Origin of the sequence: Sorangium sp. So ce185, from assembly GCF_051526825.1 — a bacterium.
GTDB lineage: Bacteria > Myxococcota_A > Polyangia > Polyangiales > Polyangiaceae > Sorangium > Sorangium cellulosum_D.
Genome location: NZ_CP150316.1, coordinates 2,468,165 through 2,485,358, shown reverse-complemented (window position 1 = coordinate 2,485,358; position 17,194 = coordinate 2,468,165). Strand labels below are relative to the sequence as shown.

General features: G+C 70.6%; 15 protein-coding genes. 4 read left to right on the top strand and 11 right to left on the bottom strand.

Annotated elements, in window-relative coordinates; genetic code table 11:
• Window positions 1-4: 4 nt before the first annotated feature.
• Both WMF26_RS09200 and WMF26_RS09195 read right to left on the bottom strand, forming a co-directional pair.
• Complete coding sequence (locus WMF26_RS09200) at window positions 5-1,192, bottom strand: MFS transporter (RefSeq protein ID WP_438000007.1); 1,188 nt, start codon at window positions 1,190-1,192, stop codon at window positions 5-7.
• Window positions 1,193-1,347: 155 nt separating this feature from the next.
• Window positions 1,348-1,893: a dihydrofolate reductase family protein gene (locus WMF26_RS09195; protein WP_437945752.1), complete on the bottom strand. Its 546-nt coding sequence runs from the start codon at window positions 1,891-1,893 to the stop codon at window positions 1,348-1,350.
• 453 nt (window positions 1,894-2,346) lie between these two features.
• Between WMF26_RS09195 and WMF26_RS09190 the strand changes: the two genes are divergently transcribed.
• Entirely contained in the window at window positions 2,347-3,372 is a 1,026-nt protein-coding gene (locus tag WMF26_RS09190; RefSeq protein WP_438000006.1) for an NADP-dependent oxidoreductase, read from the top strand.
• A 27-nt stretch (window positions 3,373-3,399) separates the two neighbouring features.
• On the opposite strand, the gene WMF26_RS09185 is transcribed toward WMF26_RS09190, so the two are convergent.
• The 3 genes from WMF26_RS09185 to WMF26_RS09175 form a co-directional block, all read right to left on the bottom strand.
• Window positions 3,400-4,593 carry an outer membrane protein assembly factor BamB family protein gene (locus WMF26_RS09185; RefSeq protein WP_438000005.1) on the bottom strand — a complete coding sequence of 398 codons (1,194 nt, stop codon included), beginning with the start codon at window positions 4,591-4,593 and terminating at the stop codon, window positions 3,400-3,402.
• A gap of 90 nt (window positions 4,594-4,683) precedes the next feature.
• A complete protein-coding gene (locus tag WMF26_RS09180; RefSeq protein WP_438000004.1) occupies window positions 4,684-5,904 on the bottom strand; it encodes a DNA polymerase IV in 1,221 nt (406 codons plus the stop codon).
• A 96-nt stretch (window positions 5,905-6,000) separates the two neighbouring features.
• Window positions 6,001-6,768: an alpha/beta hydrolase family esterase gene (locus WMF26_RS09175; protein ID WP_438000003.1), complete on the bottom strand. Its 768-nt coding sequence runs from the start codon at window positions 6,766-6,768 to the stop codon at window positions 6,001-6,003.
• Between the two features lie 40 nt (window positions 6,769-6,808).
• Here WMF26_RS09175 and WMF26_RS09170 point away from each other — a divergent pair, with 40 nt between their 5' ends.
• Window positions 6,809-7,159, top strand: coding sequence for a hypothetical protein (locus WMF26_RS09170; protein ID WP_438000002.1), 351 nt, complete (start codon window positions 6,809-6,811; stop codon window positions 7,157-7,159).
• Window positions 7,160-7,266: 107 nt separating this feature from the next.
• On the opposite strand, the gene WMF26_RS09165 is transcribed toward WMF26_RS09170, so the two are convergent.
• Window positions 7,267-8,337 (bottom strand): alpha/beta hydrolase family esterase, encoded by a 1,071-nt coding sequence (locus WMF26_RS09165; RefSeq protein ID WP_438000001.1) that lies wholly within the window; start codon window positions 8,335-8,337, stop codon window positions 7,267-7,269.
• Between the two features lie 428 nt (window positions 8,338-8,765).
• On the opposite strand from WMF26_RS09165, the gene WMF26_RS09160 reads away from it, so the two are divergent.
• Window positions 8,766-11,228 carry a family 43 glycosylhydrolase gene (locus WMF26_RS09160; protein WP_438000000.1) on the top strand — a complete coding sequence of 821 codons (2,463 nt, stop codon included), beginning with the start codon at window positions 8,766-8,768 and terminating at the stop codon, window positions 11,226-11,228.
• A gap of 10 nt (window positions 11,229-11,238) precedes the next feature.
• Here WMF26_RS09160 and WMF26_RS09155 read toward each other — a convergent pair whose 3' ends face one another.
• The 4 genes from WMF26_RS09155 to WMF26_RS09140 all read right to left on the bottom strand — a co-directional run bounded on the left by WMF26_RS09155 (window position 11,239) and on the right by WMF26_RS09140 (window position 14,549).
• Complete coding sequence (locus WMF26_RS09155) at window positions 11,239-11,511, bottom strand: hypothetical protein (protein WP_437999999.1); 273 nt, start codon at window positions 11,509-11,511, stop codon at window positions 11,239-11,241.
• 15 nt (window positions 11,512-11,526) lie between these two features.
• Window positions 11,527-12,240 (bottom strand): DUF1775 domain-containing protein, encoded by a 714-nt coding sequence (locus WMF26_RS09150; RefSeq protein ID WP_437999998.1) that lies wholly within the window; start codon window positions 12,238-12,240, stop codon window positions 11,527-11,529.
• A 154-nt stretch (window positions 12,241-12,394) separates the two neighbouring features.
• Window positions 12,395-13,480, bottom strand: a complete 1,086-nt coding sequence (locus WMF26_RS09145; protein WP_437999997.1) for an FG-GAP repeat domain-containing protein — start codon at window positions 13,478-13,480, stop codon at window positions 12,395-12,397.
• Window positions 13,481-13,508: 28 nt separating this feature from the next.
• Entirely contained in the window at window positions 13,509-14,549 is a 1,041-nt protein-coding gene (locus tag WMF26_RS09140; protein WP_437999996.1) for an FG-GAP repeat domain-containing protein, read from the bottom strand.
• Window positions 14,550-15,028: 479 nt separating this feature from the next.
• Here WMF26_RS09140 and WMF26_RS09135 point away from each other — a divergent pair, with 479 nt between their 5' ends.
• Window positions 15,029-16,348 carry a hypothetical protein gene (locus tag WMF26_RS09135; protein ID WP_437999995.1) on the top strand — a complete coding sequence of 440 codons (1,320 nt, stop codon included), beginning with the start codon at window positions 15,029-15,031 and terminating at the stop codon, window positions 16,346-16,348.
• 82 nt (window positions 16,349-16,430) lie between these two features.
• Here the strand turns inward: WMF26_RS09135 and WMF26_RS09130 are convergent, their stop codons facing one another.
• Window positions 16,431-17,039 (bottom strand): hypothetical protein, encoded by a 609-nt coding sequence (locus tag WMF26_RS09130; protein WP_437999994.1) that lies wholly within the window; start codon window positions 17,037-17,039, stop codon window positions 16,431-16,433.
• Between the last annotated feature and the right edge of the window lie 155 nt (window positions 17,040-17,194).

Below are 17,194 nucleotides of genomic sequence, written 5' to 3'. Positions count from 1 at the left end.
CCGCTCACGGCTGCTGCGGGCGCGCCGCGCGGGCGCGGAACAGGCAGAACGCCGCGATGGTGAGCGCCGCCATGAGCGCGCCGGAGACCCACAGCACGGGGCGGTGACCATAGCGATCGACGCCCATCCCGACGACGGGCGCGAGCAGCACGAAGGCGAGGCGGAACAGGAAGCTGCGGAGCGAGACGCAGCTCGCGCGATCGCCGTCGGGCGCGAGCCGCTGCTCTTCGTGGTGGAGCAGCGGCATGTGGAGGCCGCGCACGAACGTGAGCAGGAAGTAGAACGCGAACCCGAGCGCGTGATGGGAGATCGCGAGGCCGAGGTACCCGGCCGCCACCAGGGCGACGCACGCGAGCAGCGTCCCCGTCATGCCGAGGCGGCGCCCGGCGCGCTCGCTCAGCATCGCGCCGAGCGCGGTGGTGAAGCTGGCGACGGACCACATGGGGCCTATCCACGTGACCTCGGCGCCGGACTCGGTGGCGTACAGGGCCATGAGCCAGGTGGGCAGATACGACGCGAGCGCGAGCGCGACGCCGAGCAGCAGCACCGCGCGGAGGTCCGCGCGCTCGAGCAGCGCGTCGCGCACGATGGAGCGCATGCGGCCGAGGTGATCTTCGACCTTGGGCTGGGCGCGCTGGGTCTCGCCGAACCGGAGGGCGATGCCGAGGGCGAGCACCCACGCCGCGACCTCGATCACGAACGGCAGGCGAGACCAGCGCGCGTACAGGAAGCCGGCGACGAGGGCGGCGCTGCCCGAGGCGACCTGGGAGATGGAGCGCATGCGGCCGTACCAGCGGGCGAACTCGTGCTCTTTGCCCTGCTCGCGGAGCGAGTCGTAGAGCAGCGCGGAGTCGGCGCCCGAGATGAGCGAGAACCCGACGCCGAGCACGAGCTCGGCGAGGATCACCGACCAGAGCGCGGGCGCGATCGCGTAGAGGGACCAGCCGAGCAGGACGCTGGAGGAGCCGAGCACGAGGGCGCGTCGATGGCCGAGGCGGTCGGCGATGTAGCCGGAGGGGAACTCGAAGAGCGCGATGCTCAGGTTGAACGAGGCCTGCACGGTCATCATCGTGGCCACGCTCATGCCGATGTCCCTGGTCCAGAACAGCGGGAAGATGGCCGCCGGGAACATCAACGAATGCACGCCGTAGTAGGCGCAGATGAGCCAGGGGTTCCGCTGGACGGACGACATGACGGGAGGGGGGCGAGCTTACGACGCCGAGGCGCCCCGCGCGAGGCGGGTGTTCGTCGCGCGGCGCGGAGGCGTGGCTCCTCGCGCCTGCGCGGCTCGTGCCAGCACGAAAGAATGGCTCGGGCGTCCGACGTCGCGGGCCTGCGCGGAGCGCGCTATGCCGCGCGGCCGTATTTCACGTCGTACCTCAGGAGCTGCGCGCTGTTCGCGTACGGCTTCGAGTTGACCAGCGCCAGAGCGACCTTCCTGGTGCTGCCGCCGAAGAGGCGGACCCCGTGGCCGAGGACGATGGGATTCAGCTTGAGGACGAGCTGATCGATGAGCGCGTGATCCAGGAGGAAGCCGGCGAAGGCGCCGCCCCCGCAAAGGTAGATGTCCGCGCCGGGAGACGCCTTCAGCCCCTCGATGACGGCGACCTCGTCGCGATCGACGACCTGGACCTCGGCGCCCTCATCGAAGCGCAGCGTCCGCGAGAAGATGTGGTGCTCCATGTGCGGGTACGCCCGCTTGCCCGGGACGAGCCCGAAGGGATAACCCCACTCGTACGTCCTCTTCCCCATCAGGACGGTGTCATAGCCCTTCAGGCGCTCGACGTACTCGGCGACGTGCTCTCCCTCCATCAGGAAACCGTCGACCGAGCCGTCCTCATGCGAGATGAAACCGTCGAGCGACACCGCGACGTCGTAAACAATCTTTCTCATTCGATCCTCCTCGTTCTCGGAACCAACCTGCAGCGCGGACGAGCGCGTTCGTCCGCAGGCGCTGGTGGGACAGCGCCCTCACGGCACCACGGGCGTAGCTCCATCGCCGCGAAGAGGGCAACGGGTGGCTCGCCGCGAACGGCCGTACGACAGAGAGATGGCTTCAGGGAGGAGCGATCATCATGGACGCGTGTCAGGCGTCGGTGGCGACCCTAGCATGCACCCGCTCGCTTGCCCAGGGGTTCGAGCCCCGACGATTCTTACGCTCGCCCGCATCGTAACGCTCGCCCGCGTCGTACCCCGAGCGCCGTCGCGCCCCCAACGCACGAGAGCGCCCGTACGCCAGCGCACAACGCATGGCGTGGACTTGACCACGGCTGGCCGCGTCGGGCCCCCCGTTGCCCTGCTGGTGATGCGCTGGTAGCGTCTTCGGCACAGGAAGGAGAAGATAGCATGAGGAGCGATGTGAACCGGTGCTGGCGCCTTGCCTCGCGTCCCGTCGGCCTGCTCAAAGACAGCGATTTCACGTTCAGGGAGGAGCCCGTCCCGGAGCCGAAGGCGGACGGGGACATCCTTGTCCGTACACTTTACCTGTCGGTCGATCCCACGCAGCGGATATGGCTCGCTCGCGACTCGTACATGCCGGCGGTCCCGATCGGCGACGTCGTCCGCGCCGGCGGCGTCGGCAAGGTCGTGCGCTCGAACAGCCCCGACTTCGCGCCGGGCGACCTCGTCCAGGGCCTCCTCGGCTGGCAGGACTACGCGCTCTTGACAGCCGGAAAGCGAGATCTGCTCCCGGCCTCGAAGCTGCCGCCCGGCATACCGCCCGAGCTCGCGCTCAGCGTCTTCGGCGTCACCGGGCTGACCGCCTATTTCGGTCTGCTCCACATCGGCCGCGTCAAGGAGGGGGAGACCGTCGTCGTCTCGGGCGCCGCCGGCGCGACCGGGATGATGGCGGGTCAGATCGCGAAGGCGAAGGGCTGCCGCGCGATCGGGATCGCGGGCGGCCCCGAGAAGTGCGCGTGGATCACGGGGGAGCTCGGCTTCGACGCCGCCATCGACTACCGCTCGGAGGACGTCGCCGCCCGGCTCCGGGAGCTCTGCCCCTCCGGCATCGACGTCTACTTCGACAACGTGGGCGGCGCGATCCTGGACGCGGCGCTCGCAGAGCTCGCGATGCGCGGGCGCGTCGTGCTCTGCGGCGCCATCGGCGATTACACCGAGTCTGAGCAGCCGCCCGGGCCGAAGAACTACATCAACCTGCTGATGCGGCGCGGCCGGATGGAAGGGTTCATCGTCACCGACTTCCTCGGCCAGATGAACGAGGCGATCTCCGACCTCGCCGGCTGGGTGAGCTCGGGCAAGATCAAGAATCGCGTGGACGTGCAGGAGGGCCTCGAGAAGGCGCCCGCGACGCTGAATCGCCTGTTCACCAGCGCCAACACGGGCAAGCAGCTCCTCAAGGTCGCCGATCCGTGAGCGCGCCTCGAGCGAGCGCCGGCCGCGCTAGAACTCGGTCCCGATCACGTACCTGAGCTGCCCAGTCTTCAGCGAGATCACGTAGACCGCCGTCCACGTGGCGAAGAAGACGTCGTTCGCCGACACCGAGATCCCGGACGAGACCTGCGACTTCTTGTGGACCTGCACGTCCCACAGCCGCTTGCCGGTGGCGCCGTCGAAGCAGGCGAGGCGCGTCCCCTGGCTGTGATCGTTCATGTCGTAAGGGACGACCAGGAGCCCGCCCTCGTAGGCCGCCTCCTCGGTCCCCATCGCCCTCGTGGTGAGCGGATCGACGCCGGGCACCACGTCCTTCCAGAGGACCTTCTTCTTGTCGACCGCGGCCACCATCCTGACCTGGCTGCCCTTGCTGCGGCGGCCGAGCATGAACCGCGGCCCGGGGCCGCTCGGGACGAGCGCGTGGTGCGCCGACATGCCCTCGATGGCGTGCAGCTCGGGCAACCCGAGCTCGTCGAAGTCGGACCAGCCGACGAGCCGATAGCCGGGCGCCTCGTCGGCGTTCGAGCTCGGGGCCGGCTTGCACCCCGCGCCCTTCGCGAGCTCGCGCCGCCTTCCGCTCGCCGGCTCCAGGCCGTGCTTCGCGTCGTCGACCGTCTCGACGACGATCACGCCGTCGCCCTGACACACCCGCCTCGGCTTCTCGCCGAGCGACGCCGACCACGACGGGGCCCCGGTGCGCAGATCGTACGCCTGCGCCTTGCCCAGGCCGTCGATCGAGATCACCCGATCGAAGACGACCGCGCGCCGCGCCTCGTGGCCGGCCGCGTCCTTGGCGAGGGCCCCCGTCTTCCACAGCTGCTTGCCGTCGCGCCCGTCGAAGGCGGCGATCCACTCCTCCCCGGCCGGGACGCCGCTCTTGCCGATCACATCCGGCGCCCCGTCGCCGTTGACGTCGGCGAGCATCGGCCGGTCCTTGAAGTGCACGCTGGGCCCGATGCCAAGGACGGGCCGCGCCCCGGACGCCCCGGACGCCCCGGGCGCGGGCTGCGTGACGAGGGCGGCGACCGCGCCGGCCACGCCCATGGCGACGACCGCCCCCATCACGGCGAACACCGCGACGCCGGAGGACGGCGGCGCGACCCGGACGACGTGCATGCCCTGCGGGACCGGCGCGGTGGTCGGCTTCCTGCCGCGATCGATCAGCGACCGGGCGCCGCAGTACTGGCAGGTGGCGAAGTCCATCGCCGGCTGAACCGGCAGCGGGGCGCCGCATCGCGGGCATCGGGTGTCGACGATCCTTGCCATCGTTCCACTCTACACGAGCTCCGCGGCCTATTTCTTCTCCCGCGCGCCCCCGCGCCCGCCCGAGCCCGCACCCGGCCCGCGCTGGCCCGGCGGCCCGCGCTCCAGGAGGGCCGCGCGCGTGAGCCCCTTCCCGCCGAAGCGCTCGGCCACCTCGGCCACGACGCCCTCGAGCCGCCGGCGGCGCTCGGAGGCGACCGGGAACAGGCTCAGGGTCGCGCCGGCGGTCTCGCCCGTCAGATCGCCCGCGGCGACGCCGACGAGCCGCACCGGCCGCGACAGGTCGAACCGCGAGAGCAGCCCCCGCGCAGAGGCGTAGATCGAGTCCGTGTCCGCCACCGGCTCGGGCAGCTTCGTCTGCCGCGTGCTCCGCGTGAAATCCGAGTACTTGAGCTTCACCGCCACCGCGCGGCACGACAGGCCCGCCTTGAGCAGGCGCCGCGCCACGCGGCCCGACAGCTCGAGCAACCACTGCTCGATCGGCTCCCTGCCCCGGAGATCTTCCTCGACCGTCTCCTCCGCGCCGATCGACTCCGCGACGCGGCCCGGGACCACCGCGCGGTCGTCGACGCCGGCCGCGAGCAGGCGCACGTGCTGGCCCCACGCCGGGCCGAGGAGCTCGGAGAGGCGCGGCGCCGGGCAGCGCGCGAGGTCGCCGATGGTCGCGAGCCCCGCCGCGCGGAGGCGCTCGGCGGCGCGCGGGCCCACGCCCCACATGCGCTCGAGCGGCAGCGGCGCGAGGAACGCGGCGACGCCCTCGGGAACCACGACGAGGCCGTCGGGCTTCTGCAGATCGCTCGCGATCTTCGCGGCGAACTTGCACGGCGCGACCCCGGCCGAGGCGGTGAGCCCGAGCTCGCCCTGGATGGCGCGCTTGATCTGCGCCGCGATCGCGGCGCCGTCGCCGAAGAGCGCGCGGCTCGCGGTCACGTCGAGGAAGGCCTCGTCGAGCGACAGCCCCTCGACGAGCGGGGTGAAGCGGCGGAAGATCGCGAAGACCTGCGCGCTCACCTCGGCGTAGCGGGCGTGCCGCGGCGGCACGACGATCGCCTGCGGGCAGCGGCGGAGCGCCTCGACCATCGGCATCGCCGAGCGGGCGCCGGAGGGGCGCGCCTCGTAGGAGGCGGCCGCCACGACGCCGCGCCGCGAGGCGCCGCCGACGAGGACCGGGCGGCCCCGCAGCGACGGGTCGTCGAGCTGCTCGACCGACGCGAAGAACGCGTCCATGTCGATGTGGAGGATCTGGCGCATCGCGGGGGAGCGATCGCACCCCGGGAGCGCGCCGGGATCAACCGGCCGCGACGCGCCGGCGCCTGCCCGGGCGATCTCCCCGGCGGCCGCGCCGGCTCACTCGAGCGACTGGAAGAAGCGCCAGGCTCGCCCGCCCGCGCCGGACGGCACGGAGTGGCCGCCGGGGTGCGTGCAGTACACGAGCGGCAGGCCCTCGTTGCAGCCCTGGTACTCGACGCACGCGTTGCCGAAGGTCGCCGACGGCATCGAGGTCGCCTCGCAGCCGTTCCGGGTGCGCCAGAAGTCGCGGGTGGATTGTCCCAGCGCGGGGGTCACGGTCCCGTCGGTGTCGCCTTGCGTTTGAATCACCGCGTGCGCGGCGCTCGCGTCGCCGCAATTGGGCTGGGAGCCGTTGGGGCCCCACCCGGCGACCGGAGCGAGCCCGCGGAACACGGAGGAGCGCTCGCAGCCGAGCGTGTTCGTCATGAAGCCACCCTGGCTGAACCCGACCGCGAAGACGCGCTTCGTATCGACGCAGTAGTTCGACTTGGCGTGCTCGACCATGGCATCGAAGAACGCGAGGTCGGCGTCGAGGCGCGCCCGATTGGCGTTCGGCGGCGGACCGCCCCAGTTCGAGTCCGCGTCGCCCCACTGCGATTGGGTGCTCGGAGGCGTGGACCGCCCGTTCGCCGGCAGCCCCTGCGGGTAGATGAGCAGCGCCTGGTCGTCGGTCTCCTGGATGAGCTGGAACCCGCTGCCGTCGTGCGCGGCCCACACGTTGTTCATGTTCAGGCCGTGGATGCCGAAGACCAGCGGCAGCGGCTTGCTCGGGTCGTAGTTCTCCGGCACGTACATCAGGAAGTAGCGCGTCACGCCGCCGACCATCAACGTCTGCTGCGCGCGAGGATCGGGGCGCGTCGCCTCCTTGCCGCAGCCCGCCGACCCGCCGGGGGTGGCGCCGCCCGAGCCGCCGCCGCCGGCCGACTCGCCGCCCGTGCCGCTGGAGGTGCCCGCGCCCCCGCTCCCCCCGTCCCCTCCGCCCGACGTCGCGCCCGAGGACGTCGCTCCCGAGGACGTCGCGCCCGTGGACGTCGCTCCCGTGGACGTCGCTCCCGTGGTGGAGCCGCCGCTCGTGGCGGCGCTAGAAGACCCGGAAGGGCCGGGATCGACGGGATCCGACTCCGACGAGCACGCGGACAGCCCCATCGCCACGCCCACGGAGAAAAGAACGCTCACGCCCAGTGCAGATCGACTCATCGAGACATCACCTCTCTAACGGACCGCAGATCGCCGGGGCCCGGACGATCACGGGTCGTCCGCCACGCTCCCGCGGCTGGTTGATGCAGACATCGTGCGCCGGGCGCACCGGGCCAGGCAGGGATCTCAATACGTCGAGAACAGGCTCCAGAGGAACTTGGGCGCGAACGCGGGCCAGCCGTGATTGGTGCCGCTGTAGTTCGGGTCTTTGTGCTGGCACCAGTAGACCGGATAGTCCTCGTCGCAACCCTGGTACATGACGCAGTTCGAGCGCTCGTCCGTGTACCCTTCGACGGGCACCGTGCTCGCTTCGCAGTGGTTCAGCTTGGTATAGAAGTCGCGCGTCTTCGGGCCGTTCTCCGTCCCGACCACCGAGTCGTTCGCTCCGTGGATGACGACCGACGTGACCTGTCCGGTGCACCGTCGGGTGCCGGCGTCGAGCGGATAGTCCCGTACGTTCTTGGTAGCGCACGGGCCCACCGCGCGCAGCTTGTCCGCGTGCTCGCAGCCCAGGATGCTCGAGAAGTCGCCGCCCGAGCTCTCGCCCGCCGCGAACACGCGGGCCTCGTCGATGCAGAAGTTGTTCGTGATCTGTTCGTAGAACGGCTCGAAGAAGGAGACGTCGTTCGCCCCCCAGCCCGAGTTCGAGTTGGCCGGATGCGGGTAAACGCGGATCCAGGCCTCCTTGGGGCCGGTCGCCTCGAAGCCCGCGTTCTGCTCTGCCCAGTTGATCGGGTTGTTCGTCGGGTTGAACATGATCATCGCCGGATACGGCTTGCTGGCGTCGTAGCCGGTCGGCAGCTTCACGTAGTACTGGTGACCCGAGACGGTGAGCGGGCTCTGCGCGCTGCCCGTCTGCGGGTTCGCCTTGTTACAGCCGGCGCTCGGCCGCGGGGGGACCTTGCCGTCCGTCGACCCGCCCGAGCCGCCGTCTCCCGGCGAGCCGCCGCTTCCGCCCGTCCCTCCCTCGCCGCCCGCTCCGCCCGAGGACGCGCTGCCGGCGCCGGCGCCGGACGTGGTGGTGCTGCCGCCGGTCGTGACGCCACCGCCGCTGCCTGAGACGGCGGCCCCGCTCGTTCCGGCTTGAGGGTCGTCCCCCGACGAGCCCGTGCCGTCATCGCTGCACGCCGAGAGAGCGAAAGAGGCGACCAGGGCCGCGCATCGTGTGATTCGAGCGATAGCAGATTTGTTGGTCATTTGAATACCCAGGTGCGGCCTTGCCCCTCGCTGGCAGCGTTCCACGAAAGCGCGTCCTCAGCGTGAGGTGGGCCATTGTGAGCGCTCACATCTCCGGTGTCAATACTTGTCGGTGGGACCGTGGATATCATCGATCCCGAGGGGAGAACAAGGCTGGCGGAGCTCCCCCGGAGCGGCGCGTCAAGAGAGCGGGCGCCGGACCGCGGTGGCGACCGGGTGTGCCGGACCGCCCGACGGGCATCTCGTCGGTGATGGAGACGCACGGCGCGCCGCCGAGATCGGACTTCCACTCCGGCGGCAATCCCATTAACATCTACAAACATCTACAGTGTGAGCGTTCACACCCGACCGCGGCCTGATCCTGCCGGGGCGACGCAAGGCGTTCCCCAGCACGAACCGGCTCAGCGCAGAACCAGGACATGACAACAATGAAGAGACCTATCTTCTCCATGACGGCGGTGTTCCTCATCGGCGCCCTGCCCGTCTCCTGCGGGATCGACGAGCATGTAGCGCCCCTCTCGTATCCGCTCACGATCGAGGCGACGGGCGACGGGACGACCGACCCGCCGCCCGGGACCTACCTGCACGCGCCGGGCACCGTGATCACCGTCACCGCGACGCCCGCTCCGGGACAGAACTTCCTGGGCTGGAGCGGCGCCGATACAGGGCTGGACAACACGGCGACGTTCACCATGGGCATGGGCGGGACGCTGACGGCCACGTTCGGCGCCGCGTTCAGCCCGACGACGTACCAGAACCCGGTGCTGCCCGGCGATCACCCGGACTTGAACCTCTACCGGGAAGGCGACACGTTCTACGTGGTCGGGTCGAGCTTCCACACGATGCCCGCGTTCGAGATCCTGCGCTCGACGGATCTCGTGCGCTGGGAGCGCGTGACCCGGGTGGTCTCTTCGACCGCGGCCGCGCTCGACGAGCAGACCGGCCCTGGCAAGGGCACGTGGGGCGGCTTCATCGTCAAGGCCGGCGATGTGTACCGGGTCTACTACGCGATCGGCGCCACGCAGCATTTCTCCTCGGCGAAGAGCCTCGAGGGCCCGTGGTCGGAGCCCAAGAAGGTCGATATCTTCCCCTACACGCCGCCGGGGAGCGAGATCGCGTACGAGCGCAATACCGGCTCCGACAACTCGGTGTTCATCGATCCCGAGAGCGGCAAGACCTTCATGGTCATCAAGAACGGCCTGTGCAAATGGGACGCTGAGCACCCGAACGACTTCGGCATCAACCTGCTCACGGAGATCGATCCGGAGACCGGGATGCTGATTCCGGAGTCGACCGTCGATATGAGCTTCGTCAACTGGGACCAGGAGACCGGGGGCTGCGGGGACTTCACCAACCCTGACTGGAGCAAGTGGACCGAGGGGCCGACGATGGCCAAGCGCGGCGACTGGTACTACTACTTCGTGTCGACGCACACGGCCTGCGGCGGCCAGCTGCACGCCTGGGCGTCGAAGAAGCTGGTCGGCAGCACCGCCGAGGACTGGCACTGGCTCGGCTATGTGCTGACCGGCAAGGAGCCGTACGCCGGCTTGCAGCACGCCACCGCTCCGATCGAGCTCGAGGACGGCACCTGGTGGGCGCTCGCCCACTCCTACGACTGCACCGGGGTGGGCACCCAGGACTGGAAGAACGGCGAGTGGCAGGGGCTCGGCCGCGAAGGGCTGCTCCTGCAGGTGACCTGGGAGGAGCAGCAGGTGGATGGGGAGACGATCCCGGTCCCGAAGTTCCCGAGCGAGGTGCGCGATCTGCCGGCGCCGAAGCTGCCGACGAGCGACGTGCCCTTCCTGGTGCCCGTGAACGACGAGTTCTCGTCGGACACGATCAACCCGGCCTGGACCACCTACGGGATGTCGGAGGACAAGTACTCGGTGACCGAACGCGAGGGCTGGCTGCGGATCGAGCCGGGCGCCGGGAATACCACGCGGGTTGTGCAGAAGGACGCGCTGCACTCCAGCAGCATGACGGTGAAGCTGCAGTTCAAGCCCAAGGCGAACGGCGACGCGGCCGGCCTCCACGTGGGCAACGGCTACTGGGAGGACGAGCAGGTGATCGCGGCGCCGACGTGGATGGCCAGCGGAGAGGGCTTCATGCTCCCGGCCATCCTGGAGGTCTCCGTGGCGCGGGTCATGGAGGACAAGAAGGACCGGATCCGGTTCTCCTTCCGCTCGCGCTCGGTGAAGCCTCCGGTCGAGGAGGGGGGCGCGTACACCGAGCTCGATGAGCCCGTCGTGGTGGGCGCGTCGGCCCCGGCGCCCGAAGGCGATACGATCTGGCTGAAGCTTGTCCGCACCGGCCACAAGGCCACGGGCTGGTTCAGCGCCGATCGGCTCGAGTGGACGCAGGTGGGCGACGAGATCGACATCTCCACGCTCGACAACTTCTACGCCATGGCCCACACCTGGATCGGCAACCAGGCTGGGATGTTCGCGACCAACAAGCGCGCCGACTTCGATCTGTTCACGTACCGCGACGGGTTCACCTGGATCCCGGCTGCGGAGGCGAACCAGCAGTCGGGCGCCAGCGTCGCGTCGAGCAAGAAGGCGGGTCCGGTGCTGGACGGGCTGGAGAACGGCGACTGGGCCATGTTCGGCAGCGTCGACCTGGGCAGCGGCGGCGTGCACGCGAAGGCGATCCAGCTGAAGGCCTCGAGCGCCGGCCAAGGCGGCGCCGTGGAGGTCTGGATCGATCCGCTGGCCGGCGGCTCGGCCATCGGCACCTGCGACATCCCCGACACGGGCGACTGGGACAAGTGGGAGACCGTCACGTGCGACGTGAAGCCCACCGAGGGCACCCACGAGGTCTATCTCAAGGCGACCGGCGGCACGGGCGAGCTGATGCGCCTCGCGTCCCTGCGGTTCGTGCCGGCCAAGTGACGGCGCGGCGCTAGCGCACCGGCGGCTTCAGGTCATCCGGCAACCTGCCCGCGGGCGGCCGCGGCAGCTCGGGCGGGCGCTCGAGCGGAGACGCCGGTGACGCCGCGTCCGGCCCGGCGTCGGGATCGCCCGCGTCGGGCTGGCCGCCGGCGTCGGGTTTGCCGCCGACGTCGGGTTTGCCGCTGTCGCCCGCGTCGCTCCCGGGATCACCCGGGGGCGGGCGCGTGTCGTCGGTGCAGGCGCAGATCGCGCAGGCGGCGATGAGGAGGAGCCACGCTCGCATCGTCTGGCTCCCCGCTCAGTACTTGACCCAGATCTCGGTGCCGGGATGGATCGCCGTCAGCACCTCGGTATCCGGCTCGGTCATGATCAGGCTCTGGGTGTTCGGATTCGGGCTGTAGGCCGCCTTCCCCGCCCAGACGATGAGCGCGTCCTTGAAGACAGCGAAGTCGTGGACATGCTCGTTCACCGTGTACTTGTTCCACCCGGGCGAACGCGGCGGAAGGACCGCCAGCGACGGCGCTGGATTCATGGCCGGGGTGCCCGCGTCCGCGTCGTGGTTTCCGTGCTCGCCGGAGGTATCCACCCATTCGGCGATGGTCTCTGTGCCATCCGGGGTGCGGCAGGTCTGGAGGGTCGGGAAGAACAGCGTCTTGAACGGCGCGTCCGGGACCTTGAACCGCACGGTCAGCTTGTAATAGTTGGTGTCCGCCGGAAGCACGTCTGCAACGGGCTTGGTCCAGACGACGGCGGTGACGTTGCCCTCGCTGTCCTTCTCCAGGACGGCCTTGCCGAACGTGCTGTCCAGCGGCCGCACCGACGTCACCCCGGCCGGGATCTGGACCTTGACCCGGTAGGTGTCCGCGCCGTCACAGCCGTGGCCGACACCGAAGGTGGCCTCGTGCGTGGCGCCGGCGAACGCGGGGCCCGACACGGAGATGTGCGCGCGGGCGACGGTCGCGATGGACAACGAGCCAGCAACGATCAGGCAGCTCTGCAACACCCTGTTCATCCCAAGCACCTCCACCGAGGAAACCTCGAGCACTCTAGTGGGGCCGCCATCCCTTGGAAATGCGACCTGTTGTCGCAGCGCCCCGCGACCGCGCGCGCTGCGGCCGAGCGTGTGGCCCGGGCGGGGCGGGACGGCGGCGCCGTGTCACCCGCCGTCACGGGGGTCCCGGGATCGCCGGCCCCGCCGCGATCAGCCTGCTCCCCTCCATCAGCCAGATGGCCGAGAGCTCCTGCTCGGCGTTCGTCCAGAGCACGTCCGCCTCGCCGTCGCCGTTGAAGTCGTTCGCCGCGACGACGATCCATCCATCGCCGGCCGGCCCCGGGATCAGCGGCCCCGGCGCGAGCAGCTGACTTCCCTCCATCAACCACACCGCCGTCAGGTTCCGCTCCGGATGGTCCCAGACGACATCCCCCATGCCGTCGAAGTTGGCGTCGCCCACCGCGAGCGCCTTCCAGCCGTCGCCGGCCGGACCGGGGATGAGCGGCCCGGGCGCGAGCAGGCGGTTTCCTTCCATCAACCAGATCGCCATCAGGTTCTGTTCGGGGTTATTCCAGACCACATCGGCCATGCCGTCGCGGCCGTGGTCGGTCAGGTTCGGGACGATGACCCAGCCGTCGCCGATCGGCCCCGGGATGAATGGGCCCGGCGCGAGCAGCCGAGTTCCCTCCATCAGCCACACCGCCATCAGGTTCTGCTCGGGGTTGTTCCACAGCACGTCCGCCATGCCGTCGTGGTTGAAGTCGGCCGCCGAGGGCACGACCCAGCCGTCGCCGATCGGCCCCGGGATGAATGGGCCCGGCGCGAGCAGCCGAGTTCCCTCCATCAGCCACACCGCCGCCAGGTTCTGCTCGGGGTTGTTCCACAGCACGTCCGCCATGCCGTCGTGGTTGAAGTCAGCAGCCGCGGCAGCGATCCAGCCCTCGCCGAGCGGCCCCGGGATGGATGGGCCCGGTGCGAGCAGCCGAGTTCCCTCCATCAGCCACACCGCCATCAGGTTCTGCTCTTCGTCGCCCCAGAGCACGTCGGACATGCCGTCGAGGTTGAAGTCGGCCCCCTGCACGGCCTTCCATGCGCTGCCGTTCGCGCGCTGAGCCGCGGCGCCGAGCGACGCTCCCGCGGGCTCCAGGGTGCGCGGCCCTCCGTCTCGCTGGCCGACGTCCTGCGCGCAGCCCAGCGCGACGAGGAGCCAAGAGGCCGCACACAGGACCTCCGGCGCCCGCCTGAGGCCTGACCGCCGCATTCTCCTGCTCGAGGCGCGGGCGTCGGGATCAACCTCCGTCATACGGTCCCGGGATCATCGGCCCCGGCGCGAGCAGCTGGCTCCCCTCCATGAGCCACACCGCCATCTCGCTCGCCTCGCCCCGCTGCCACACCACGTCGGCCATACCGTCGAGGTTGACGTCGGCCGCGGTGCGCGCCACCCAGCCGTCGCCGATGGGCCCGGGGACGAACGGCCCCGGCGCGAGCAGCTGGCTTCCCTCCATCAACCACACCGCCATCAGGTTCTGCTCGGCGTTGTTCCACAGCACGTCCGCCATGCCGTCGCCGTTGAAGTCGGCGCCCCAGGCGATGGCCCAGCCATCGCCGATCGGCCCCGGGATCAGCGGCCCCGGTGCGAGCAGGTGAGTGCCTTCCATCAGCCACACCGCCATCAGGTTCTGCTCGACATGGCGCCAGACGGCGTCCGCCATGCCGTCGGCGTTGAAGTCCCCCACGGCGGCGACGTCCCAGCCGTCGCCGAGAGGCCCGGGGATGAACGGCCCCGGCGTGAGCAAACGGGTGCCTTCCATCAGCCACACGGCCATCACGCTCCGTTCCGCGTGGCTCCACAGCACGTCCGCCATGTTGTCGGCGTTGTAGTCGATCGCCCTCGCGAACCAGCCGCTGCCCCCCGGTCCCGGGAGGATCGGCCCCGGCGCGAGCAGCTGGCTTCCGTCCATCAGCCATACCGCCATCGCCCCCTGTTCTTCGTGGCGAAAGAGCACGTCGCCCATGCCGTCGGCGTTGAAATCGCTCGTCTTGGCGAACCAGCGAGCGCCGACCGGCCCCGGGATGAGCGGCCCGGGCGCGAGCAGCCGGTTCCCCTCCATCAACCACACGGCGACGAGGCTCCGCTCGGGGTCGTTCCAGAGCACGTCGGCCATACCGTCAGCGTTGAAGTCGAGCGCCTGGGTGATCAGCCATCCACCTCCGTTGGCCCGCTGCACCGCCGCGTCGAGGGTGGCCCCGGCGACCCCGGCGGCAGGCGCCTCGCGCTGCGGATCCACGCTTTGCGCGCAGGCGATGGGGGTGAGGATCGCACAGGCCACGATAGCGGCCTTCACGACAGCAGCAGGCTCTCTCATGCTCGCCTCGCTCGCACCTCGTGCGCGGTCATGGATCGGTCGCTGGCGGCGCGGCTCTGGCCTCCGTGAGCGCGCCGGTCACGCGCGCGGGGTGGCGGCAAGCGCCGGTCCATCGAATTCCGCACATGCGCTGGATCTCGGGGCGGCGCCCACATGCGCGCTCGACCCGGCATTCCCCGCTTCTTGCATGGCAGAGCGTCGCATAGGCCTGCTGTGCTCATCGAGCGGTTCGCACTCCAGGGATCCGGACCCACGCGGCGCTTCGTGAGCCGGCGTCTGCGCCGCGATCACCGGTCTCGGGAGGAGCGGCCTCGCGCGGCGCAGGAGCGCCGAGGAGGCGATCGTTCTCTGGAGCTCTCCACGCCTGGGTAGCTCGGCTCATCGCGATTCTGACGGCACCCCGAGGTTCAAGGATGTTTGCACCCGACGTAAAGATTGCGCTCGTGATGGCGGTGACGCTCGTTCCATCCCTCACCTGCGTGGGCCCGCGCGAGGCGCCGGGGCCCGCGGACGGCGGCGGCGAGCGCGCCGGCACCGGCGAGGCGCGCCAGGCCCTCTGTCACGGCCTGAGCATCGCGAATGTGACGGTGCTCCCGGAGACGTATCACTGGGAAGATGCCGCCCACCTGCTCAGCGTGTCGGAGGGGTTTGGACCGCGGACGCTCGAGCTCGCCGTGTCGTCGAGCGTCGAGCCCACCGTGAGCATCGAGGGGACCGCCACGGGCACCTTCCCGTCCGCGGGCAACCAGCCCGCGCCGGGCGCGCTGGGCATCCCGGGATTCCCTCCCCTCAACGAGCTACCGGGCGTGCCTGGCACGCTGTTCCCGCCGGGGGCGCCTGGCACCCCCTCCGCGCCGGGCACACCGCTTGGTCCTGGAGCGCCAGGCACGCCGGGCACCCGCTCCCCTGCAGACTGCCCGCCCTCGTGGTGGATGCCGGGCGGCTGCATGCCCTCGAACGGCCAGCCCTCGTGGAACATGCCGGGAAACGGCGCGCCCTCCAATGGCCAGCCCTCGTGGGACATGCCGGGGAACGGCGCGCCATTCAACGGCCAGCCCCCGTGGGACATGCCGGGGAACGGCGCGCCCTCGAACGGCCAGCCCTCGTGGAACATGCCGGGAAACGGAGCGCCCTCCAACGGCGCGATGCCGGGCATACCAGGCGGCTGCGCGCCAACGCTCTCGGACATCTCCGCGGCGGTTGGATTCAGCGTGAGCGAGAACGTCACGCTCCAGGCGAGCTCGATCTACTTCGTCCCGACGGCGGCGTACGCGCGCGTCTCCGCGTATCCCGTGTTCCAGAAGATCACCTGGGATATCGTCAGCCTCGGCGGCTGGAACCTGGGAATCGGTCCGGCGGGAGGCGTCGTGGTCGGCTCCGGCGTCGTGCTCAAGCCGGTGGGGGTCTACTTCGCGACGTACCGCATCTATGACCTCGCCGCGATGGGCGGGGGTGTGCTGAACCCGGGCCCGATCCTGGATCCTCCGACGAACGGCGCGGGCGGCAACGACCCTGGAGGCAATGGCGCCGGCGGCGCAGGCGCAGATACGGGCGCGGGCGGCGCTACGGGTGCAGGCGGAGATACGGGTGCAGGCGGCGCAGGCGGCGATATGGGCGCGGGCGGCGCAGGTGGCGGCGCAGGCGGCGGTCCTGGCGCCGGCGGCGCAGGCGGCGATGCGGGCACCGGTGGCGCGGGAGCTACCGGCGGTGCGGGAGCCACCGGCGGCACAGGCGGCGCCGGCGGTTCGGGCGGGGGCCCATGAAATCCGCCGCCGGGAGCTCGCGCGCTCGGCGCGCCTCGCGGGCCGGCCAGCGCCGTGACGCGCGCCGGCCCGAAGCGCCCTGTCAAGGTTTGACCAGCTCGACCGGAGGGATGGACTCGCACACGATATCGCTCAGGACGCTGACGTCCGAGCCGCGGACGGCGATGCCCACGCAGCGCGCATGGGCGTAACGGCCTGGTCCCACGCTTCGCCCGATCGTGACCTTGTACCGCAAGACGTGGCCCCGCCCGGCGATCGGCATGGCCTCCTCGACCCCTATCACGTCCATGTGGTACCGCCAGCCCACGAACTCGACGATGCGCTGGAGGCGATCGACGCCGAAGAGCGGCGCGTCGCCGAACACGATTCCACCGGGATCCAGCAGGTAATCGTGATGTCCGTTGTTGTCCCAGTACTCGCGCCCGGCGGCGACGGCCTGGATCGCGAACCGCGCCGGCTCCGGGGAGTCGGCAGGATAGAAGATCCCGGAGAACACCCACCGCTCGGGGGAGCCCCACGGCGGCGCGGAGTCGTACCTGGCCGGGGCGACCCGCCATTCTCCGGCGGCGTCCCGATAATGGATGAGCACCTGCTTATCGTAGGCGATGTTGTCGACGAGCACCACGCCGGAGACCTCCGACACCGGCGGATCGCCGCCGCGCCGGCGCTTCGCATGTTCCAGGCGAACCACGTTCGTGCCGCTCATTGCGCTCCCGCTGACCCAGCGCAGCACTCGCCGGGCCGCCTCGACGTGGGCACCGCGGGCACACGCCTCCTGGGCGCCGTGGCGTCCGCCCGCCTCGCGCTCGGGGCGTCGTGCGCCTGAGACGGCGCGCCGGGCGCTCC